The sequence below is a fragment of the Pseudonocardia hydrocarbonoxydans genome (assembly GCF_006539565.1).
Taxonomy (GTDB): domain Bacteria; phylum Actinomycetota; class Actinomycetes; order Mycobacteriales; family Pseudonocardiaceae; genus Pseudonocardia; species Pseudonocardia hydrocarbonoxydans.
In genome coordinates this window covers 42,733-61,378 of the sequence record NZ_BJNG01000006.1, presented here as the reverse complement: position 1 = coordinate 61,378, position 18,646 = coordinate 42,733, and the positions used below count along the sequence as shown (strand labels likewise).

Sequence of the window (18,646 nt, the reverse complement as noted above, 5' to 3'; positions counted from 1 at the left end):
CCGCCCGGGGCGGGGGTCAGGGCGTCGTGCGCTGCAGCAGGTCGAGCAACGTGCGTGCGCTGTTGGCCCAGGAGTAGTGCTCCGCCCGCCGCCGGGCCGCCTCGCCGCGGGCCGCACGCACCGCGGGATCGTCCAGCGCCCCGATCGCCGCGACGAAGCCGTCGACGTCGTCGGGGTCGACGTAGGCGCCCGCGTCGGCCCCGACCTCGCGGAACACCGGGATGTCGCTGACCACCACCGGCGTGCCCACCCCCATCGCCTCGACGAGCGGGATCCCGAAGCCCTCGTCGCGCGAGGCCGACACCAGCGCCGTCGCGCCCCGCAGTGCCGCGGCGTACTCCGCGTCGGAGGCGCCGTCGTGGAACACCAGCCGCGCCGCGGGCGCCAGCGCCTCCAGCCGTGCCCGCTCGGCGGGGGCGACCCGGCTCATCAGGTGCAGCTCGTGGCCGGGCAGCCGGCCCGCCGCCCGGACCAGGGTGTCGACGTTCTTGTACGGCATGAACGAGCCCATGTAGACCAGCCGCCTGCCCGGGGTGCCGGACGCGGGGGGCAGCGGGTCGGCCGCGTTCGGCACCACCGTCACCGGGCGGCGGGTCAGCCGGTGCTCCGCGATGAGTCCGGCCGTCGTCGCCGAGACCGTGACGACGGCGTCGGCGCGGTCCAGCAGCACCCGCTGCGGCCACCAGGCGAGGTGGTAGAGCCGCCAGAGCAGCCGGATCGGGGCGGGGAGGTCGCGCGGGGGCGTGCTGTGGCGGTAGTAGATGAGGTCGTGCAGCGTGAGGACCAGGCCGTAGCGGCGGCCCCAGGTGCCCATGGTCTGCATCGGGCTGAACACGACGTCGGGGGCGAGGCGGTTGACCTGCCGGGCCACCAGCGGCTCCCGGACGCTGGTCGGCCCGCTCACCCGGAACGAGGGCAGGTCGGGCAGCATCCGCAGCTGCCGCTCGTCACTGATGAGCATGGTGACGGGGTGCAGCTCGGCGAGCGCGGCGACCAGCCCCGCGGTGAAGCGGCTGATGCCGTCGTGGTGGTCGACGCGGACGTAGCGGCAGTCGACGGCGATCCTCACGGGACCCTCACGTCAGGAAGCGCCCGATGAGCGCGGCCACCGCGTCGGGCCGCTCGTAGTGCACCAGGTGCCCGGTGCCGTCGAGCATCTCCAGCCGGGCGTCGGGGAAGAGCGCGGCCAGGCGCTCCTGCTCGGCGGGGGTGGTGATGTCGTCGAGGGTGGTGCCGACCAGCAGCGTCGGTATCAGGATCCGCGCCGCCGACTCGTCCACCCCGTGCGACACCGACGCCCCGAACGCCTCCAGCAGCACCCGCCGGTCGGCGAACCCGCCGAACCATCGGTCGTGCTCGGCGTGGATCCAGCGCCGCAGCGCGCGGTCGGGCGTCTTCACCATCGCGATGCTCGCGACCCGCGTGAACAGCCTGCTGCGCAGCACCGCCGTGCCGGTCCGCTCGGGCAGCGCGGCGCAGAGCCGGTGGACCAGCACCGTGGCCCGCGTCATGACCTGGCGCGGCCCGGCGAGCGCCGACCCGGCGACGGGCGTGACCAGCACCAGCGCCCGCACCGGCAGCCCGTCCGCGACCGCGGCGGCCGCCACGATCGAGCCGAACGAGTGCCCGAGCAGCGCCGCACCGGGGGCCACCGCGGCGACGAACGCGCGGGTCCACGCCGCGTACCCGGCGAGGTCGTGGCTGCCGGTCGTCAGGGGTGGGGCCTCGCCGAAGCCGGGAAGATCGGGCACGACGACGTGGAAACCGGACAGGTGCGACACGATCGGCACGAGGCCGTGGTGGTCGCCGCGCAGGCCGTGCAGCATGACCAGGGGAGGGGCGGTGACGTCGCCGTACGTGCGGTACGGAACCATCCCCGTCGGGAGGTCCACCTCGTGACGACGGCCCGGCAGACGCTCCGAGCGCGATGCGGAGGGGAGGCTGGCCACCGCGCGGAGTGTAGGTGGCCTCCTGGACCCGCAGACAGCCGGCCGCGCAGGATACGGTCGGATCACGGTACGGCGTCGGTGGGGCCACGAGTCGGAGAACACTGCCGTGACGTGCGTGTTTCGGGGTGAACCCCGATGCCACTCGGTAGTGATCCTGATGTACGTCTCAGCTTCGGGATGCCACGGTGGGATCATGACGACGATCGGTAGGTCCGCGGCGCCTGCCGCATGGGCCGGGGACTCCGCGGTCCTCGGTGCGATGATCGTCGCCCTGGTGCCGATGGGCCTGCTGCACCTCCTGGGCTCCACCGCCGTCGACCCGGTCACCGCCCCGATCAGCGACTACGTCGCCGTCGCCGGGGGGTACGCGCTGATCGGCGTGAGCGCCGTCGCCCTCGCCGTGGCGGGGCTGGTGCTGGCCGCCGGGCTGGGGGCGGCGCGGTTGCCCGGTGCGCGCCGGGTCGGGTCCGTGCTGGTCGTCTGGGCCGCCGCGCTGACGGTCGTCGCGGTGTTCCCGACCAACGTCCCGGGCACCCCGGTCACCGTCACGGCCTGGGTGCACCGCCTCGGCGGCGCCGTGGTGTTCGGGCTGCTCCCGGTGATCGTCGCGCTCGTCGCGCGGTCCGGGGCGCGCGACGCGCACTGGGCGTCGGTCGTGCCGGGCCTGCGGCGCTGGGCCGCGGTGTCCGGGCTGCTCACCCTGGTCTTCCTGGCCGGGCAGGCGCCGGTCGGGTTCGGCCTCGGGCCCGCGCTCCCGGGTATCGGGACGGTGCAGCGGCTGATGTTCGTGCTGACGGCGGTGCTGCTCGTGGTGCTCGCCCGGGCCGCGTCGACGGTGTCGGCGGCCCACCCGCCCGCGCCGGTGCCGCTGCGGGGCCCCGCCGGCTGCGGGGGGGCCGCGTGAGCCCCACCCTCCTGGCGTCCACCCCGGCCATCGCGCTGGCGGTGGTCGCGGCCGGCTGCTTCGCGGTGGCCGCCACCCTGCAGCACGACGCCGTCGACGACGTGTCCACCGACGGCAACCGGCTGGGCCTGGCGGCGTTCCGCACGCTGGTCAGCCGCCCCGGGTGGCTGCTCGGGCTCGCCGCCGCGGTGGCGGGCTCCGGCCTGCACGCCGTCGCGCTGGTGCTCAGCCCGCTGTCGGTCGTCCAGCCGATCGGGGTGCTCGCCGTGCCGATCGCGGTTCTGCTCACCGCGCGGCGCACCCGGGAGAGCCCCGGCCGCGGGGTGCTGCTCGGGGTCGCGCTGAGCGTGGCGGGCGTGGCGTCCTTCGTCACGATCGCGGCCAACTCCACCAGCGCCACCCGCGTGCCCGACTTCGCCACCCTGATCGCGGGCGGCATCAGCACGGCCCTGATCCTGGTGCTCGTCGGCATCGCCCTGGTCACCGGGGGATGGCTGCGGTGCGTCGCCTACGTCACCGCGGGCGCCGTCGCGTTCGGGCTGGTGTCGGCGCTGGTCCGGGCGCTGTCGCTGCAGGTCACCACCGGGCTCGTCGCCTGGAACGACCCCCGCCTGCTCGGCACCGCCGCCGGGATCGGGGTGGCCCTGCTGGTGGGCGGCTGGCTCATCCAGCAGGGGTTCGCCTCCGGCCCGCCCGAGGTCGTCATCGCCTGCCTCACCGTCGTCGACCCCATCGTCGCGGTCCTGCTCGGCATCGTCCTGCTCGGCGAGGGGCCCGCGACCTCGGGCGTCGCCGCCGCCGTCCTCCTCGGCTGCGCCGCCGCCGCGGCCGCCGGGGTCGTGTCCCTGGCCCGCTACCACCCCGACGCCCGGCGCGCCCGCGCCGCGGCCCGGACCGTCGACCCCTCCGCTCCCGCCGGGCAGGCCCCGGCCGCCCCCTCCGACGATCCCGCCGCGGTGCCGCGGCCCGCTCCCCGCCCGTGACCCGCGTCGGGCCCGCCCGACCGCATCCGAGAGGATCACCCCCCGTGAAGCCGCTGCGCATCCTTATCGGCGCCGACACCTACGCGCCCGACGTCAACGGACTGTCGCGCTTCTCCTCGCGGCTGGCCGCCGGACTGGCCGCGCGCGGCCACGAGGTGCACGTCGTCGCCCCCTCGCACGACGGTCCCCCGGCCGTCCGCGTCGAGGACGGCGTCACCGTGCACACCGTGAAGTCGCACCGCTGGTTCAGCCACCCGACCTTCCGCGTCGCCTGGCCGTGGACCACCCGGCCGCGCACGGCCCGGCTGTTCGCCGAGATCGCCCCCGACGTGCTGCACGTGCAGGGCCACTTCCCGGTCGGCCGCGGGCTGGTGCACGCCGCCCGCGCCGCCGGCACCCCGATCGTCGCCACCAACCACTTCATGCCGGAGAACCTGGTCGGGCACGCCCGCGTCCCCCGGCCGCTGCAGAAGCCGGTGACCAAGATCGGCTGGTGGGACATGAACCTCATCTACCGGCACGCCGACGTCGTCACGGCGCCGACGCCGCGCGCGGTCGAGCTGCTGGAGAAGGCCACCGGGATGACCGGCTCGCTCGCCGTGTCCTGCGGCATCGACGCCGCCCGGTACCGGGGGGCCGAGCCCGACCGCGACGGCCCGGTGCGCGTGCTGTTCGTCGGCCGGATGGACCAGGAGAAGCGGGTCGACGAGCTGCTGCGCGCCTTCGCCGCGCTGCCCGCGGGCCACCGCGCCGAGCTGGAGATCATCGGCGAGGGCGTCATGCGGGAGGAGTGGACGGGTCTGGCCGCCGAGCTGGGCATCGGCACCCGCACGTCGTTCCGCGGGTTCGTCTCCGAGGAGGAGCTGGTGGCCGCCTACCAGCGCGCCTCGGTCTTCTGCATGCCCGGCATCGCCGAGCTGCAGAGCCTGGTGACGCTGGAGGCGATGGCCGCGGGCACCCCGGTGATCGCGGCCGACGCCATGGCCCTGCCGCACCTGGTGCGCCCCGGCCGCAACGGCTGGCTCTACACCCCCGGCGACGTGCCGGAGCTGACGACCCGCCTCGCCGCGCTGGTCGGCGACGCCGACATGCGGCGCCGGATGGGTGCCGCCAGCCGCGACCTGGTCGCCGCCCACGAGCTCGGGGCGACCCTGAGCACGTTCGAGGGGATCTACCAGCGACTGCTCGGGCGCCGCGAGGCCGGCGCCGTCCGCGCGGCCTGAACCCCGCGCCGTCCGGCACGGCCCCACGGCCGGCGCGCACCGGCCGGCCCGGCGCGCACCGTCGACCGTGCGCGCGGGGCGCGGGGGTGCGCCCGGGCGGGGCCGACACGCCGCCGGGCGGGGTGAGCAGCGCATTCGGCGCGGGGCGGTACCGGAGCGCCGGAACTGTCGGGGGCCGGGGTTAACCTGGCTCATCCCCGCGGGCCGTCCGCCGGTCCGCACCACGTGTGTGCCCGGCCGAGGATCCGCCGCGGGGACGTGACGATCGCACGGCCCCGAGAGCCGTGCCAGGAGGGAGCTCACCACCCCGATGGCCGGCTCAGGCGACAGCTTCGTCCACCTGCACACCCACACCGAGTTCTCCATGCTCGACGGGGCCGCGCGCCTGGACGACCTGTTCACGGAGGCCGAGCGGATGGAGATGCCCGCGCTGGCCATGACCGACCACGGCAACGTGTTCGGGGCCTACGAGTTCTGGCGCAAGGCCAGGGCCGCCGGCGTCAAGCCGATCATCGGCATGGAGGGCTACCTCGCGCCGGGCAGCCGCCACGAGCGCAAGCGCGCCACCCTGGGCGGGCAGCAGGTCTCCGACGACAACCCGGGTGAGATGTACACCCACATGACGCTGCTGGCCGAGAACAACGAGGGGATGCACAACCTCTTCCGGCTCTCGTCGCTGGCGTCGCTGGAGGGCTACTACTACAAGCCCCGCATGGACCGCGAGCTGCTGGAGACCTACGGCAAGGGCCTCATCGCCACCACGGGGTGCCCGTCGGGGGAGGTCCAGCGGCTGCTCCAGCAGGACCGCTACGACGACGCCGTACAGGCCGCGAGCGACTACCGCGACATCTTCGGCCGGGAGAACTTCTTCTGCGAGCTGATGGACCACGGCATCGAGATCGAGCGCCGGGTCCGCGACGACCTGCACCGGCTCAAGAAGCAGCTCGAGCTGCCCGGCCTGGCCACCAACGACCTGCACTACACCTACGCCGAGGACGCCAAGCCGCACGAGGTGCTGCTGTGCGTGCAGACCGGCAAGACCCTCGCCGACCCCAACCGGTTCAAGTTCGACGCCCAGGACTTCTACCTCAAGTCCGCGGCCGAGATGCGGGCCCAGTGGGACGACGCGTTCCCCGAGGCGTGCGACAACACCCTCGCGATCGCCGAGCGCGTCGACGTCTCCTTCGCCGAGGGCCAGGACCTCATGCCCCGCGCGCCCGTCCCGGAGGGCGAGAGCGAGGAGAGCTGGCTGGTCAAGGAGGTCGAGCGGGGGATGCACGCGCGTTTCCCGAACGGGTTCACCGAGAAGTACCGCAAGCAGGTCGACTACGAGGTCGGCGTCATCATCCAGATGGGCTTCCCCGGCTACTTCCTGGTCACCGCCGACCTGATCCAGCACGCGAAGTCCGTCGGCATCCGGTGCGGGCCCGGCCGCGGGTCGGCGGCGGGGTCGCTGGTGGCCTACGCCCTGGGCATCACCGACCTCGACCCGATCCACCACAAGCTGCTCTTCGAGCGGTTCCTCAACCCCGAGCGCATCTCGATGCCCGACATCGACATGGACTTCGACGAGCGCCGGCGTGGCGAGATGATCCGCTACACCACCGAGAAGTACGGCGAGGACCGGATCGCGCAGATCATCACCTACTCCACGATCAAGGCGAAGGCCGCGATCAAGGACTCGGCGCGGGTGCTGTTCGGCCAGCCCGGCTACGCGGTGGCCGACCGGATCACCAAGGCCATGCCGCCGGCGATCATGGGCAAGGACATCCCGCTGTCCGGCGTGTTCGACCCGTCGCACAAGCGGTACTCCGAGGCCACCGAGGTCCGCGCGCTCTACGACGTCGACCCGCAGGTCAAGGAGATCATCGACACCGCCCGGGGCCTGGAGGGCCTCAAGCGGCAGTGGGGCGTCCACGCCGCGGGCGTGATCATGTCGAGCAAGCCGCTGATCGACGTCATCCCGATCCAGCGGCGCGAGGCCGACGGCGCGATCATCACGCAGTTCGACATGGGCGCCTGCGAGACGCTCGGGCTGCTCAAGATGGACTTCCTGGGCCTGCGCAACCTCACGATCATCGACGACGCGCTGGAGAACATCGAGCTCAACGGCAAGCCGAAGCTCGTCATCGAGGACGTCGGGCTCGACGACCCGAAGACCTACGAGCTGCTCTCCCGGGGCGACACGCTCGGGGTGTTCCAGCTCGACGGCGGCCCGATGCGCGACCTGCTGCGCCGCATGGCCCCCACCGAGTTCGACGACATCTCCGCGGTCGGCGCGCTCTACCGGCCCGGCCCGATGGGCGCCAACGCCCACAACGACTACGCCGACCGCAAGAACGGGCGGCAGGAGGTCACCCCGATCCACCCGGAGCTGGCCGAGCCGCTCAAGGAGGTGCTCGGCGAGACCTACGGCCTGATCGTGTACCAGGAGCAGGTCATGGCCATCGCGCAGACCCTCGCCGGGTACTCGCTGGGCAAGGCCGACCTGCTGCGCCGGGCGATGGGCAAGAAGAAGAAGGAGATCCTCGACAAGGAGTACGCCGGCTTCGCGCAGGGCATGAAGGACAACGGCTACTCCGCGGCCGCGGTCAAGACGCTCTGGGACATCCTGCTCCCGTTCTCCGACTACGCGTTCAACCGCGCCCACTCCGCCGCCTACGGCGTGGTCTCGTACTGGACGGCGTACCTCAAGGCCAACTACCCGGCCGAGTACATGTCCGGCGTGCTCACCTCGGTGCGCGACGACAAGGACAAGGCCGCGGTCTACCTGGCCGAGTGCCGCCGCATGGGCATCACGGTGCTCGCGCCCGACGTCAACGAGTCGGTGCGCAACTTCGCCCCCGTCGGCACCGACATCCGGTTCGGCCTCGGCGGCATCCGCAACGTCGGGGTGAACGTCGTCGACGCGATCGTGAAGGCCCGCAAGGACAAGGGCGACTTCACCGACTTCTCCGACTTCCTGCGCAAGGTCGACGCGGTGGTCTGCAACAAGAAGGTCATCGAGTCGCTGATCAAGGCCGGCGCGTTCGACTCGCTCGGGCACACCCGCAAGGGCCTGCTGCTCGTGCACGCCGACGCGATCGACGCGGTGATGAGCACGAAGAAGGCCGCGTCGATGGGCCAGTTCGACCTGTTCGGCTCCATGGACGGCTCGGGGCCCTCCGAACTCGACTCGGTGTTCGACGTCAAGGTCTCCACCGAGGAGTGGGACACCAAGCACAAGCTCGCCGTCGAGCGGGAGATGCTCGGGCTCTACGTCTCCGGGCACCCGCTGCACGGCGTCGAGCAGGTGCTCGCGGCCAAGACCGACACCCCGCTCTCGGCCATCGTCGACGGCACCGTGCCCGACGGGCACCAGGTCACCGTCGGCGGCATCCTCGCCGGGGTCAACCGCCGGCTGAACAAGAACGGCGAGCCGTGGGCGTCGGCGCAGCTCGAGGACCTCGCGGGCGGCATCGAGGTGCTGTTCTTCCCCCGCTGCTACCAGGTGGTCGGCGTCGACGTCGCCGAGGACGCGATCGTGCTGCTCAAGGGCCGGGTCAACCGGCGCGACGACCGCGTGTCACTGATCGTCAACGACCTCGCACTGCCCGACCTCACGGTGGCCGGGGGCGGGGCCGGTGCCCCGGTCCGGGTGAGCATGCGCACCGAGCTGGTCACCCCGCAGCGGGTCTCCCGGCTCAAGGAGGTGCTCAGCCACCACCCGGGCACCTCCGAGGTGCACCTGGCCCTGGTCGGGGGCAGCGGCACGAAGGTCTGGAAGCTCGACGACGGGCTCAAGGTCACCCAGTCCAGCGCGCTGATGGGCGACCTCAAGGCGCTGCTCGGTCCGGGCTGCCTGGGCTGAGCAGCGGGCTCAGGGCCGCCCGGCCAGCTGCTGCCAGTGCTGCTGGGCGGGCCGGTCCCAGAGCGCGTGCAGCCGGGCGAACCGCTCGGCGGCGCGCGTGCCGGCCCAGTGCTCCGGGAGCAGCTCGGGGGGCAGGCGCGGGTCGAGGAAGGGGAACCGGCGCCAGGCGTGCACGAGATGGATCTGGTGGGCGAGCACCTCGGCCGGGGACGCGGGCTCCACCTCGGCGAAGGCGTCGAGGAACTCCTCGTAGGCCGCCTCGACCTCGGCGAGGTCCCAGGCCTGCGCGACGACCGCGCCCTCCGCGCCGATCGCGCCGAACGGGCCGACGAACGAGCTCGAGACGGCGCCCAGGTCGAGGTCGGCGAGGACGTCGGCCACCTCGGGCTGCTTGCCCGGGTCGGGGGAGACCCACACGCCCGGCGCGGGCGAGCCGAGCCCGGCCCAGGCCAGCCGCGTGCGCAGCCGGTGACGCAGCTGACGGCGCGCCTCCGGGACGCTGACCAGCAGCACCAGCCACCGCCCGTCCCACGGCCGGGGCGCCGCCCCGAAGCCGTAGATCCGCTCGGCCCCGTCGGTGAGCAACCGCCTGCCCGACGGGGTCAACGACCAGCGCACCCGGCGGCCCGCCCGGTCGGACTCCAGCAGGCCCTCCGCCGCGGTGCGGGCGAGTGCCTGGCGCGCCGACTTCGGCTCCACCCCGAGGGCGCCGAGCACGTCGAGCAGGACCTGGGTCCAGACCGGCTCGTCGCGCGGCAGCACGAACTCGCCCAGGATCGTGAGCAGCAGCGACCGGGCGCTGGTCGCGCCCAGCTCGCGGCGCCGCGACAGCGCCGGGTGCTCGACGCCGGGGAGGTGGGGGAGGGACTCGGCTGCGGACATGACCGGCCCAGCGTAGTCACTACTGTCTGCGCACGTGGATATCGAGCGCATCGTGGCGGACGACCGGCAGCACGTGTGGCACCCCTACGCCCCGATGCCGGCGACGGCCACCCCGCTGCCCGTCGTCTCGGCGGCCGGGGTGCGCCTGCACCTGGCCGACGGGCGCGAGCTCGTCGACGGCATGTCGTCGTGGTGGGCGGCGATCCACGGCTACGCCCACCCCGTCCTCGACGCCGCGGTGCGCGACCAGCTCGGCGCCATGAGCCACGTGATGTTCGGCGGGCTCACCCACTCACCGGCCGTCGACCTGGCGCGATCGCTGGTCGAGATCACCCCGGCCGGGCTGGAGCACGTGTTCCTGGCCGACTCGGGGTCGGTGTCGGTCGAGGTCGCGATCAAGATGTGCCTGCAGTACCAGCGCTCGCGGGGGCGCCCGGAGAAGCACCGGCTGATGACCTGGCGCGGCGGCTACCACGGCGACACCTTCGGCGCGATGAGCGTCTGCGACCCCGACGGTGGCATGCACTCCCTGTGGACCGACGTGCTGCCGCGGCAGGTGTTCGCCTCCGCGCCGCCGCGGGGGTTCGAGACCGCCTACGTCGCGGAGCTGGCGCGGCTGGTCGAGACCCACGCCGACGAGCTGGCCGCGGTGATCGTCGAGCCCGTCGTGCAGGGGGCGGGCGGGATGCGCTTCCACGACCCGCGCTACCTGCACGTCCTGCGCGAGCTGTGCCTGGCGAACGACGTGCTGCTGGTGTTCGACGAGATCGCCACCGGCTTCGGGCGCACCGGCGAGATGTTCGCCGCCGACCACGCCGGCGTCGCACCCGACGTCCTGTGCGTCGGCAAGGCCCTGACCGGCGGCTACCTGACGATGGCCGCCGCGCTGTGCACCTCGGAGGTGGCCCGGGGCATCTCCGACGGGGCGGCGGGGGTCCTCATGCACGGCCCGACGTTCATGGGCAACCCGCTGGCCGCGGCCGTCGCGGGGGCCTCCGTGCGGCTGCTGGGCGAGCGCGACTGGCGCGGCGAGGTCGCCGGGATCTCCCGGGCGCTGACCGCGGGCCTCGCCCCGGCCCGCGCCCTGCCCGGCGTCGTCGACGTGCGAGTGCTCGGCGCGATCGGGGTGGTGCAGCTCGACCACGAGGTCGACATGGCGGCGGCGTCCACCGCGGCCGTCGACGCCGGGGTGTGGCTGCGCCCGTTCCGCGACCTCGTCTACACGATGCCGCCCTACGTCTGCAGCCCCGACGACCTCGCCACGATCACCGGTGCGGTGGTGGCGGCCGCGGCGGCGGGGTAGCCCGGCCGGGTGATCATCTTCATTGATGATCACCCGGCCGGGGCGGCGCGGACGGGTGGCGGTGTCGGCCCGACGGTCCGGCGCGGGTGCGTTCCTACGGCGGCGACCTGCGGAAACGCCTCCTTCAGACGAACATGACAATCACATTAACTCCTGCCGGAGGCGGATATAGCGGTCGGAACGGACAGCGCGGACACCTCGTTGGCGGGTCGCGGTGCAGCGAGGCGCCCGTCCCTCCGACCCATCCCGGGAGAACTCGATGTCCGTGTCCGTCCGCCCCACGGCCCAGCCCGCGCGCCCGACCCAGCACGCCCCGCCCGGCCGCCTGAGCACCCTGCGCGCCGACGTCGGCGCCTCGCTCGTGGTGTTCCTCGTCGCCGTGCCGCTGTCGCTGGGCATCGCGCTGGCCTCCGGCGCGCCGATCATGGCGGGGATCATCGCCGCGGTCGTGGGCGGTGTGGTGGCCGGGCTGCTGGGCGGGTCCCCGCTGCAGGTCAGCGGCCCGGCGGCGGGGCTCACCGTCGTCGTCGCGGAGCTGGTGGCGCGGTTCGGCTGGCAGGTCACGTGCCTGATCACCGTCGGGGCCGGGCTGCTGCAGATCGTGTTCGGGCTGCTGCGGGTGGCCCGCTACAGCCAGGCGATCCCGCCCGCCGTCGTGCACGGGATGCTCGCCGGGATCGGGCTGACGATCGCGCTGGGCCAGCTGCACGTCGTGCTCGGCGGGACGCCACCGTCCAGCGCCGTCGACAGCGTGCTGGGGCTCCCGGCCCGGCTGCTGGCCGCCGACCCGGCCGCCGCGGCCGTCGGCGGGGTGACGATCACGATGCTGCTGGCCTGGCCGCTGGTGCCCAGGGCGGTGCGGGCGGTGCCCGGCCCGCTCGTGGCCGTCGTCGCGGCCACCGCGGTGGCGGTGATCTGGCCCGCCGTCCCGCGGGTCGACCTGCCCGGCGGGCTGCTGGAGTCGATCGCCCTGCCGAGCGTGCTGCCCGCGGGGGACTGGGCCGGGATCGCCGGCGGTGTCCTCACCGTGGCGCTGGTCGCGAGCGTGGAGAGCCTGCTGTCCGCGGTCGCGGTCGACCGTCTGCATGACGGCCCGCGCACCCGTCCCGACCGGGAATTGATCGGGCAGGGCGCGGCCAACGGCGTGTCCGGGCTGCTCGGGGGCCTGCCGGTCACCGGGGTGATCGTGCGCAGCTCGGCCAACGTCCGCGCCGGGGCGCGCACCCGGGCGTCGACGGTGCTGCACGGCGTCTGGATCGCGGTGTTCGCGATCCTGCTGATCGGGATCATCGAGCTGGTGCCGCTGGCCGCGCTCGCCGGGTTGCTGATCATGGTCGGGCTCCAGCTCGTCAAGCCGGTCGACGTGACGCAGGCCCGCCGCCACGGCGACCTCGCGGTGTACGTCGCGACCATCCTCGGTGTGCTCGCGCTCAACCTGCTGGAGGGCGTCGCCGTCGGGCTGGCCGTGGCCGGGTTCCTCATGCTGCGCCGCGCGCTGTCGGCCGACCTGCGCCACGAGCCGCCCGCGGCCGACGGCGACCCGCACCGCGTGGTCGTCGGCGGGACGCTGAGCTTCCTGTCGGTCCCGGCGCTGGCCCGGACGCTGAGCGCGGTGCCGGCGGGCGCCCCGGTGCAGGTCGACCTCGTCGTCGACTACCTCGACCACGCCGCCTACGACCACCTCGACACCTGGACCACCCGGCACCGGGCGAGCGGGGCCAGCACCGAGGTCACGGAGCCGCCGGGCGCCGGTGGGCGGCCGCGGGGGCGGTACGCGACGTGGTCGCAGTGGCAGGGCGCGAGCGCGGACCCGCTGCTCGACGGCGTGGCGGCGTTCCACGAGGAGTCCGCCCCGCTGCGCCCGACGCTGCGCTCGCTGGGCGCCGGGCAGGCCCCGTCGGGCCTGATCCTCACCTGCGCCGACTCCCGGGTGGTGCCCAGCGTGATCACCCGCAGCGGCCCCGGCGACCTGTTCACCGTGCAGAACGTGGGCAACCTGGTGGCCGGGACCTCGGTGCGCGCGGCCGTCCAGTACGCGACGACGGTGCTGGAGGTGCCGACGCTGGCCGTGTGCGGGCACTCCGGCTGCGGGGCGATGCGCGGGCTGCTCGACGGCACCGCCGAGGGTCCGCTCGGCGACTGGCTGCGCGCCGCGGAGCCCACCCTGGAGGCGTTCCGCGCGGGGCACCCGGTGGGCGTGGCGGCGCTGCGCGACGGGTTCGGCGAGGCCGAGGCGCTGGCCATGGTCAACGTCGCGGTGCAGCTCGACGCGCTGGAGCACACCGGGGCCGGGCTCGTCGGGCTGTTCTTCGACATCCCCACCGCCCGCGTGCTGACCCTCGACCGGGAGGCGGGGGAGTTCCGGTTCACCGGCCCGGGGTCCGAGGGGCCACCTCCCGCGGGCGCCTAGAGTCCTGCGGGTGCACCCACTGGCCTGGCTCGACGCCCATGCCGCCGCCCGCCGCGCCGCCGGTCTGCGCCGGGAGCTCACGCCCCGCGCGGCCGGCGACCCGGGCATCGACCTCGCGGGCAACGACTACCTCGGGTTGTGCACCGACCCGCGGGTGGTCGACGGCGGGGTCGAGGCCCTGCGCACGTGGGGGGCGGGCTCGACCGGGTCGCGGCTGGTCACCGGCACCACCGCCCTGCACGCCGAGCTCGAGCGCGAGCTCGCGGCGTTCTGCGGGGCCGAGTCGGCGCTGGTGTTCTCCTCGGGCTACGCGGCCAACCTGGGTGCGCTCACCGCGCTGTCCGGCCCGGGCGCGCTGATCGTGTCCGACGTCGCCAACCACGCCTCGCTGGTCGACGCCTGCCGGCTCTCCCGGGCGCGCATCGTCGTCGCCGACGGCCCGGCCGCCGTCGACGCCGCGCTGGCGCAGCGCACCGAGACGCGCGCGCTGGTCGTCACCGACAGCGTGAACAGCGTCGACGGCGGGCTCGCCCCGCTGCGGGAGCTGCACGCGATCAGCCGGTCCCGGGAGGCGCTGCTCGTCGTCGACGAGGCGCACGGGCTGGGCGTGTGCGGGCCGGGCGGGCGCGGGCTGCTGGCCGGGGTCGGGCTGGCCGGGGCCGACGACGTGGTCGCGACGGTGACGCTGTCGAAGGCACTGGGCAGCCAGGGCGGCGCGGTGCTCGGCCCGGCCGCGGTCACCGCGCACCTGGTCGACTCGGCGCGGTCGTTCATCTTCGACACCGGCCTGGCGCCCGCGTGCGTCGGCTCCGCGCTCGCCGCGCTGCGGGTGCTGGCGGCGACGCCGTCGCTGCCCGCGGCGGTGCTGCGGGCCGCCGCTGACCTGGCCGCCGCGGCCGGGGTGCCCGCGCCGGCGTCGTCGGTGGTGTCGGTGGTGCTCGGCGAGCCCGCGCGGGCGCTGGCCGCGGCCCGGCGCTGCGCCGAGCTCGGGGTGCGCGTCGGGTGCTTCCGCCCGCCGTCGGTGCCGGAGGGCACCAGCCGGCTCCGCCTCACCGCGCGGGCCACCCTCACCGCCGACGACCTCGCCCACGTCCGCCGGGTGTTCGCCGAGGTGCTGGCCCCGGCGGCCGCGCGGTGAACCGGCTGCTCGTCGTCACCGGCACGGGCACGGGCGTCGGGAAGACCGTCGTCACCGCCGCGGTGGCCGCGCTCGCGCCGGGCCGGGTCGCGGTGCTCAAGCCCGCCCAGACCGGGGTGGGCCCCGGGGAGCCGGGCGACCTCGCCGACGTGGCGCGGCTCGTGCCGGGCGTGACCGGGCGCGAGCTCGCCCGCTACCCCGACCCGCTCGCCCCCGACACCGCCGCCCGCCGCGCCGGGCTCCCGACCGTCACCCCGGCCGCGGCCGCCGCGGCCGCCCGGGAGCTGGCCGCCGACCACGATCTCGTCCTCATCGAGGGGGCGGGTGGCCTGCTCGTGCGCTTCGACGGCGACGGGACCCTCGCCGACGTCGCCGCCGAGCTGGACGCGCCGGTCCTCGTCGTCGCCGCGGCCGGGCTCGGCACGCTCAACCACACCGCACTCACCACCGGGGCGCTGGCGGCGCGGGGCCTGCGCTGCGCGGGCGTCGTGATCGGGGCGTGGCCGCGCGACCCCGATCTGGCGGCCCGCTGCAACCTCGCCGACCTGCCGTCCGTGACCGGGTCCCCGCTGGTGGGAGCGGTGCCGGAGGGGGCGGGGACGCTCGGTCCGGCGGAGTTCGCCACCGTCGCTCGTCACAGTCTTTCGTGCGAACTCGGCGGGGAATGGCATAGTCCCGGTTCGTGACGACCCCGCCGACTGTCATGGCCGAAGCCGCCGCCATCCTCGCCACCGCCCGCACCCGGGTGCTGGAGGAGGGGGTCGGCCTCGACGAGGCCCAGGTGCTCGAGGTGCTGCGCCTGCCCGACGAGGCCCTCGACGACCTGCTCCAGCTCGCCCACGACGTGCGGATGCGCTGGTGCGGGCCGGAGGTCGAGGTCGAGGGCATCATCTCGCTCAAGACCGGCGGTTGCCCCGAGGACTGCCACTTCTGCTCGCAGTCCGGGCTGTTCGCCTCGCCCGTCCGTTCCGCGTGGCTGGACATCCCCGCGCTGGTCGAGGCGGCCAAGCAGACGGCGAAGACCGGGGCCACGGAGTTCTGCATCGTCGCGGCCGTGCGCGGCCCGGACGCCCGGCTGATGGCGCAGGTCGCCGCCGGCATCGCGGCGATCAAGGACGAGATCGACATCAACATCGCCTGCTCGCTCGGGATGCTCGACCAGGAGCAGGTCGACCAGCTCGCCGCGATGGGCGTGCACCGCTACAACCACAACCTGGAGACCGCGCGCTCGCACTTCCCGAACGTCGTCACCACCCACACCTGGGAGGAGCGCGCGGAGACGCTGCGCCTGGTGCGCGAGGCGGGTATGGAGGTCTGCTGCGGCGGGATCCTGGGCATGGGGGAGACCCTCGAGCAGCGCGCCGAGTTCGCCGCGCAGCTCGCCGCCCTCACCCCCGACGAGGTGCCGCTCAACTTCCTCAACCCGCGCCCGGGCACCCCGTTCGGCGACCTGGAGGTCCTCTCCGGGCCCGACGCGCTGCGCTCCGTCGCCGCGTTCCGGCTCGCGCTGCCGCGCACGGTGCTGCGCTTCGCGGGCGGCCGGGAGATCACCCTGGGCGACCTGGGCGCGCGCAAGGGCCTGCTCGGCGGCATCAACGCCGTCATCGTCGGCAACTACCTGACGACCCTGGGCCGCGCCGCGGAGTCCGACATCGACCTGCTCGGCGAGCTGCAGATGCCGATCAAGGCGCTGAACGACACGATCTGATGGCCTTCTGCGACCAGTGCGGGCAGCCGGCCGGGGACCATCCGGTCTGCGTCGCGCGCCGCGAGCTCGAGCCGCCGCGCTACTGCCCCGAGTGCGCCCGGCGGATGGTCGTGCAGGTCGACCCGGTGGGCTGGACGGCCCGGTGCAGCCGCCACGGGGAGCTCCGCAACGCCTGAGAGCCGCGTCGTGACCCCGACGGCCGCCGTCTCCCGGTGGCCGCGGGGGCGGTCGCGGCGGGCACCCCGGCACCCGCCATGCTGGGCGGATGGCGAACTGGGGAGGCCTGCTGCGGCAGGCGGCCAAGATCGGGATGGACCTGCTGTCGAGGTCGTCGCAGCAGACGGGCAGGCCGCCCGCGGGCGGGTCGCCGCGACCCCGGGCCCGCAGCGCGCCCACCGGCGACGCCCCGCGCACCGTCGCCTACGCCCCCGATCTCGACGGGGCGGCCGACCCGGGGGAGATCGTCTGGGCCTGGGTGCCGTTCGAGGAGGACGACGGGCGCGGCAAGGACCGCCCGCTGCTGGTCGTCGGGCGGCAGGACGGCGACCTCGTCGGGCTCATGCTGTCGAGCCAGGGCGACCGGGCGGACGACCGCGACTGGGTCTCGATCGGGTCCGGCGCCTGGGACCGTGAGGGGCGGGAGTCGTTCGTCCGGCTCGACCGCGTGCTCGAGGTGGGGGAGCACGACATCCGCCGGGAGGGCGCCGTGCTCGACCGCGCCCGCTTCGACCGCGTCGCCGACCAGCTGCGCGGGCGCTTCGGCTGGAGCTGAGGCCGCGACCCGCGGGGTCAGTTGGCGCTGTGCTCGACCGAGAAGGTCGTCAGCGGCGCCGGCACGGCCCGCAGCTGGGTGAGCAGGCCGGTCTCGCGCGCCAGCAGCAGGCGGACCATCCGCAGCCGCTCGGTGGGGGAGGCCTGCTCCAGCAGCCCCTGCTTGTCGGCCAGGGGGAGCAGGCAGTCGGCGGCGAGGACGGCCGGCAGCTCGTCGGCGGGGATGGCGGCGTCGGGCTCGGACCAGTCGTCGGTCTTCCACGCCGTGTCGCAGTAGCGGCGGTGGGCGTCGCGGGCGGACGAGGTGAGCATCGAGGTGAGGTCGTCACCGCCCTCGAACCCGGTGTCGGGCAGGAACTCGACCGACCCCATCAGGTACGGCTTGGACTCGGTGTCGAGCTCGAGCAGCCGGAAGCGCCGGGCGCCGCGGGTGACGATGTCGAACCGGCCGTCGGGCAGGCGCCGGACGTCGCGCAGCGCCGCGGTGCAGCCGACGGAGTGCAGGCCCTCGATGCCGTCCTCGTCGGGCGTCCATCCCTCGCGGACGGCGACGACGCCGAACTCCTTGTCGGGCACCGCGCCGGTGACCAGATCGATGGTGAGCTGGCGGTAGCGCGGTTCGAAGATGTGCAGCGGCAGCAGGGCCCCCGGCATGAGCACGGTTCCCAGAGGGAACACGGGGACGGTCTCGGCCACCCATCTACGGTACGGGGCCGCGCCCGTGCTCGCCCGGCGGCTTGAGCACCGCGAAGGCGTCGGTGACGCGCAGGGTGCGGTCGGTGAACCGGAACAGGGCCGCGGGCCGCCCGCCCGACGGCCCGGGCGGGGCGACGGCGCCGGTCGGTTCGAGCAGGGCGCGGCGGGTCAGGACGCGCTGCAGGTTGGTGGCCGACACGGGGTGGCCCAGCGCGGCGACGTAGAGGTCGCGCAGGGCGGAGATGGTGAACTCGCGCGGGGCGATGGCGAAGCCGAGGTTGGTGTAGGACAGCTTCGCGCGCAGGCGGTCGCGGGCCGCGGCGACGATCGTGCCGTGGTCGAAGGCGGCGCAGGCCAGTGCGGGGGCACGGACCGGGGTGGGCAGGACGTCCGGGGCCGGGGCGCCCTCGGCGGGCGGCGGGCTGACGGTGCGCCACGCGGTGTCGGCGGGCACCGCGGGGTCGACGTCGGAGGGGACGAGCCCGAGGAACGCGGTGGCGATCAGCCGCGTCCCGGGCACGCGGCCCGGTTCGCTGAACACCCCGAGCTGCTCGACGTGGGCGACCTCCCGGACGTCGACCTTCTCGGCGAGCTGGCGCAGCACCGAGGTCTCGACGTCCTCGTCGTCGCCGAGGCGGCCGCCGGGCAGGGCCCAGCAGCCGCGGTCCGGGTCGCGGGCGCGCTGCCAGGCGAGGACCTCGACGTCCCCGCTGTCCCCGATGCGCAGCACCGCGGCGAGCACCTCGTGTCCGCTCACGGCGGTGATCGTAGGGGGGGCCGGGTGAACGACGGGTGTCCGGCGGGTGAGGTGGGGGTCACGCGGTACGTG

The 18,646-nt window shown here is 74.7% G+C and carries 16 protein-coding genes; 11 read left to right on the top strand and 5 right to left on the bottom strand.

All coding sequences use genetic code 11. The features are described from left to right. Positions 1–16 precede the first annotated feature (16 nt). Together PHY01_RS04165 and PHY01_RS04160 are read right to left on the bottom strand one after the other, a co-directional pair. Positions 17–1,069: a glycosyltransferase family 4 protein gene (locus tag PHY01_RS04165; RefSeq protein ID WP_141277174.1), complete on the bottom strand. Its 1,053-nt coding sequence runs from the start codon at positions 1,067–1,069 to the stop codon at positions 17–19. 7 nt (positions 1,070–1,076) lie between these two features. After that, positions 1,077–1,949, bottom strand: coding sequence for an alpha/beta fold hydrolase (locus PHY01_RS04160; protein ID WP_218029995.1), 873 nt, complete (start codon positions 1,947–1,949; stop codon positions 1,077–1,079). A 193-nt stretch (positions 1,950–2,142) separates the two neighbouring features. Between PHY01_RS04160 and PHY01_RS04155 the strand changes: the two genes are divergently transcribed. The 4 genes from PHY01_RS04155 to dnaE all read left to right on the top strand — a co-directional run bounded on the left by PHY01_RS04155 (position 2,143) and on the right by dnaE (position 8,909). Next, positions 2,143–2,853, top strand: coding sequence for a DUF998 domain-containing protein (locus tag PHY01_RS04155; protein WP_170183622.1), 711 nt, complete (start codon positions 2,143–2,145; stop codon positions 2,851–2,853). Then, entirely contained in the window at positions 2,850–3,836 is a 987-nt protein-coding gene (locus PHY01_RS26965; protein WP_218029994.1) for a DMT family protein, read from the top strand. The genes PHY01_RS04155 and PHY01_RS26965 overlap by 4 nt, the downstream gene beginning before the upstream one ends. A 44-nt stretch (positions 3,837–3,880) precedes the next feature. After that, entirely contained in the window at positions 3,881–5,059 is a 1,179-nt protein-coding gene (locus PHY01_RS04150; protein WP_218029993.1) for a glycosyltransferase, read from the top strand. A gap of 310 nt (positions 5,060–5,369) precedes the next feature. Continuing rightward, positions 5,370–8,909 carry a DNA polymerase III subunit alpha gene (gene dnaE, locus PHY01_RS04145; protein ID WP_141277171.1) on the top strand — a complete coding sequence of 1,180 codons (3,540 nt, stop codon included), beginning with the start codon at positions 5,370–5,372 and terminating at the stop codon, positions 8,907–8,909. A gap of 9 nt (positions 8,910–8,918) precedes the next feature. Here the strand turns inward: dnaE and PHY01_RS04140 are convergent, their stop codons facing one another. Next, on the bottom strand, positions 8,919–9,791 hold the full coding sequence (locus PHY01_RS04140; protein WP_246085689.1) for a PaaX family transcriptional regulator: 873 nt from the start codon (positions 9,789–9,791) through the stop codon (positions 8,919–8,921). A 34-nt stretch (positions 9,792–9,825) separates the two neighbouring features. Here PHY01_RS04140 and PHY01_RS04135 point away from each other — a divergent pair, with 34 nt between their 5' ends. The 7 genes from PHY01_RS04135 to PHY01_RS04110 all read left to right on the top strand — a co-directional run bounded on the left by PHY01_RS04135 (position 9,826) and on the right by PHY01_RS04110 (position 17,122). Continuing rightward, on the top strand, positions 9,826–11,094 hold the full coding sequence (locus PHY01_RS04135) for an adenosylmethionine--8-amino-7-oxononanoate transaminase (protein WP_141277169.1): 1,269 nt from the start codon (positions 9,826–9,828) through the stop codon (positions 11,092–11,094). 259 nt (positions 11,095–11,353) lie between these two features. After that, the gene (locus PHY01_RS04130) at positions 11,354–13,504 is read left to right on the top strand and encodes a SulP family inorganic anion transporter (RefSeq protein WP_141277168.1); all 2,151 of its coding nucleotides are present in this window, start codon (positions 11,354–11,356) and stop codon (positions 13,502–13,504) included. Positions 13,505–13,514: 10 nt separating this feature from the next. After that, positions 13,515–14,642: an 8-amino-7-oxononanoate synthase gene (locus PHY01_RS04125; protein ID WP_246085688.1), complete on the top strand. Its 1,128-nt coding sequence runs from the start codon at positions 13,515–13,517 to the stop codon at positions 14,640–14,642. Positions 14,643–14,647: 5 nt separating this feature from the next. After that, positions 14,648–15,328 (top strand): dethiobiotin synthase, encoded by a 681-nt coding sequence (bioD, locus tag PHY01_RS04120; protein ID WP_218030003.1) that lies wholly within the window; start codon positions 14,648–14,650, stop codon positions 15,326–15,328. A gap of 17 nt (positions 15,329–15,345) precedes the next feature. Next, positions 15,346–16,350: a biotin synthase BioB gene (gene bioB / locus PHY01_RS04115; RefSeq protein WP_141277261.1), complete on the top strand. Its 1,005-nt coding sequence runs from the start codon at positions 15,346–15,348 to the stop codon at positions 16,348–16,350. After that, positions 16,350–16,526 carry a biotin synthase auxiliary protein BsaP gene (bsaP, locus tag PHY01_RS26185; protein WP_170183621.1) on the top strand — a complete coding sequence of 59 codons (177 nt, stop codon included), beginning with the start codon at positions 16,350–16,352 and terminating at the stop codon, positions 16,524–16,526. The genes bioB and bsaP overlap by 1 nt, the downstream gene beginning before the upstream one ends. An 89-nt stretch (positions 16,527–16,615) precedes the next feature. Further along, positions 16,616–17,122, top strand: coding sequence for a type II toxin-antitoxin system PemK/MazF family toxin (locus tag PHY01_RS04110; protein WP_141277165.1), 507 nt, complete (start codon positions 16,616–16,618; stop codon positions 17,120–17,122). A gap of 17 nt (positions 17,123–17,139) precedes the next feature. On the opposite strand, the gene PHY01_RS04105 is transcribed toward PHY01_RS04110, so the two are convergent. Continuing rightward, positions 17,140–17,817, bottom strand: a complete 678-nt coding sequence (locus PHY01_RS04105) for an LON peptidase substrate-binding domain-containing protein (RefSeq protein ID WP_141277164.1) — start codon at positions 17,815–17,817, stop codon at positions 17,140–17,142. A gap of 4 nt (positions 17,818–17,821) precedes the next feature. Further along, positions 17,822–18,574 (bottom strand): NUDIX hydrolase, encoded by a 753-nt coding sequence (locus PHY01_RS04100; RefSeq protein ID WP_281283589.1) that lies wholly within the window; start codon positions 18,572–18,574, stop codon positions 17,822–17,824. Positions 18,575–18,646: the final 72 nt, after the last annotated feature.

Coding starts and splice junctions, on each gene's coding strand:
- PHY01_RS04155 (WP_170183622.1), top strand. CDS start 2,143: ATGACGACGATCGGTAGGTCCGCGGCGCCTGCCGCATGGGCCGGGGAC.
- dnaE (WP_141277171.1), top strand. CDS start 5,370: ATGGCCGGCTCAGGCGACAGCTTCGTCCACCTGCACACCCACACCGAG.
- PHY01_RS04140 (WP_246085689.1), bottom strand. CDS start 9,791: ATGTCCGCAGCCGAGTCCCTCCCCCACCTCCCCGGCGTCGAGCACCCG.
- PHY01_RS04130 (WP_141277168.1), top strand. CDS start 11,354: ATGTCCGTGTCCGTCCGCCCCACGGCCCAGCCCGCGCGCCCGACCCAG.
- bioB (WP_141277261.1), top strand. CDS start 15,346: ATGGCCGAAGCCGCCGCCATCCTCGCCACCGCCCGCACCCGGGTGCTG.
- bsaP (WP_170183621.1), top strand. CDS start 16,350: ATGGCCTTCTGCGACCAGTGCGGGCAGCCGGCCGGGGACCATCCGGTC.
- PHY01_RS04110 (WP_141277165.1), top strand. CDS start 16,616: ATGGCGAACTGGGGAGGCCTGCTGCGGCAGGCGGCCAAGATCGGGATG.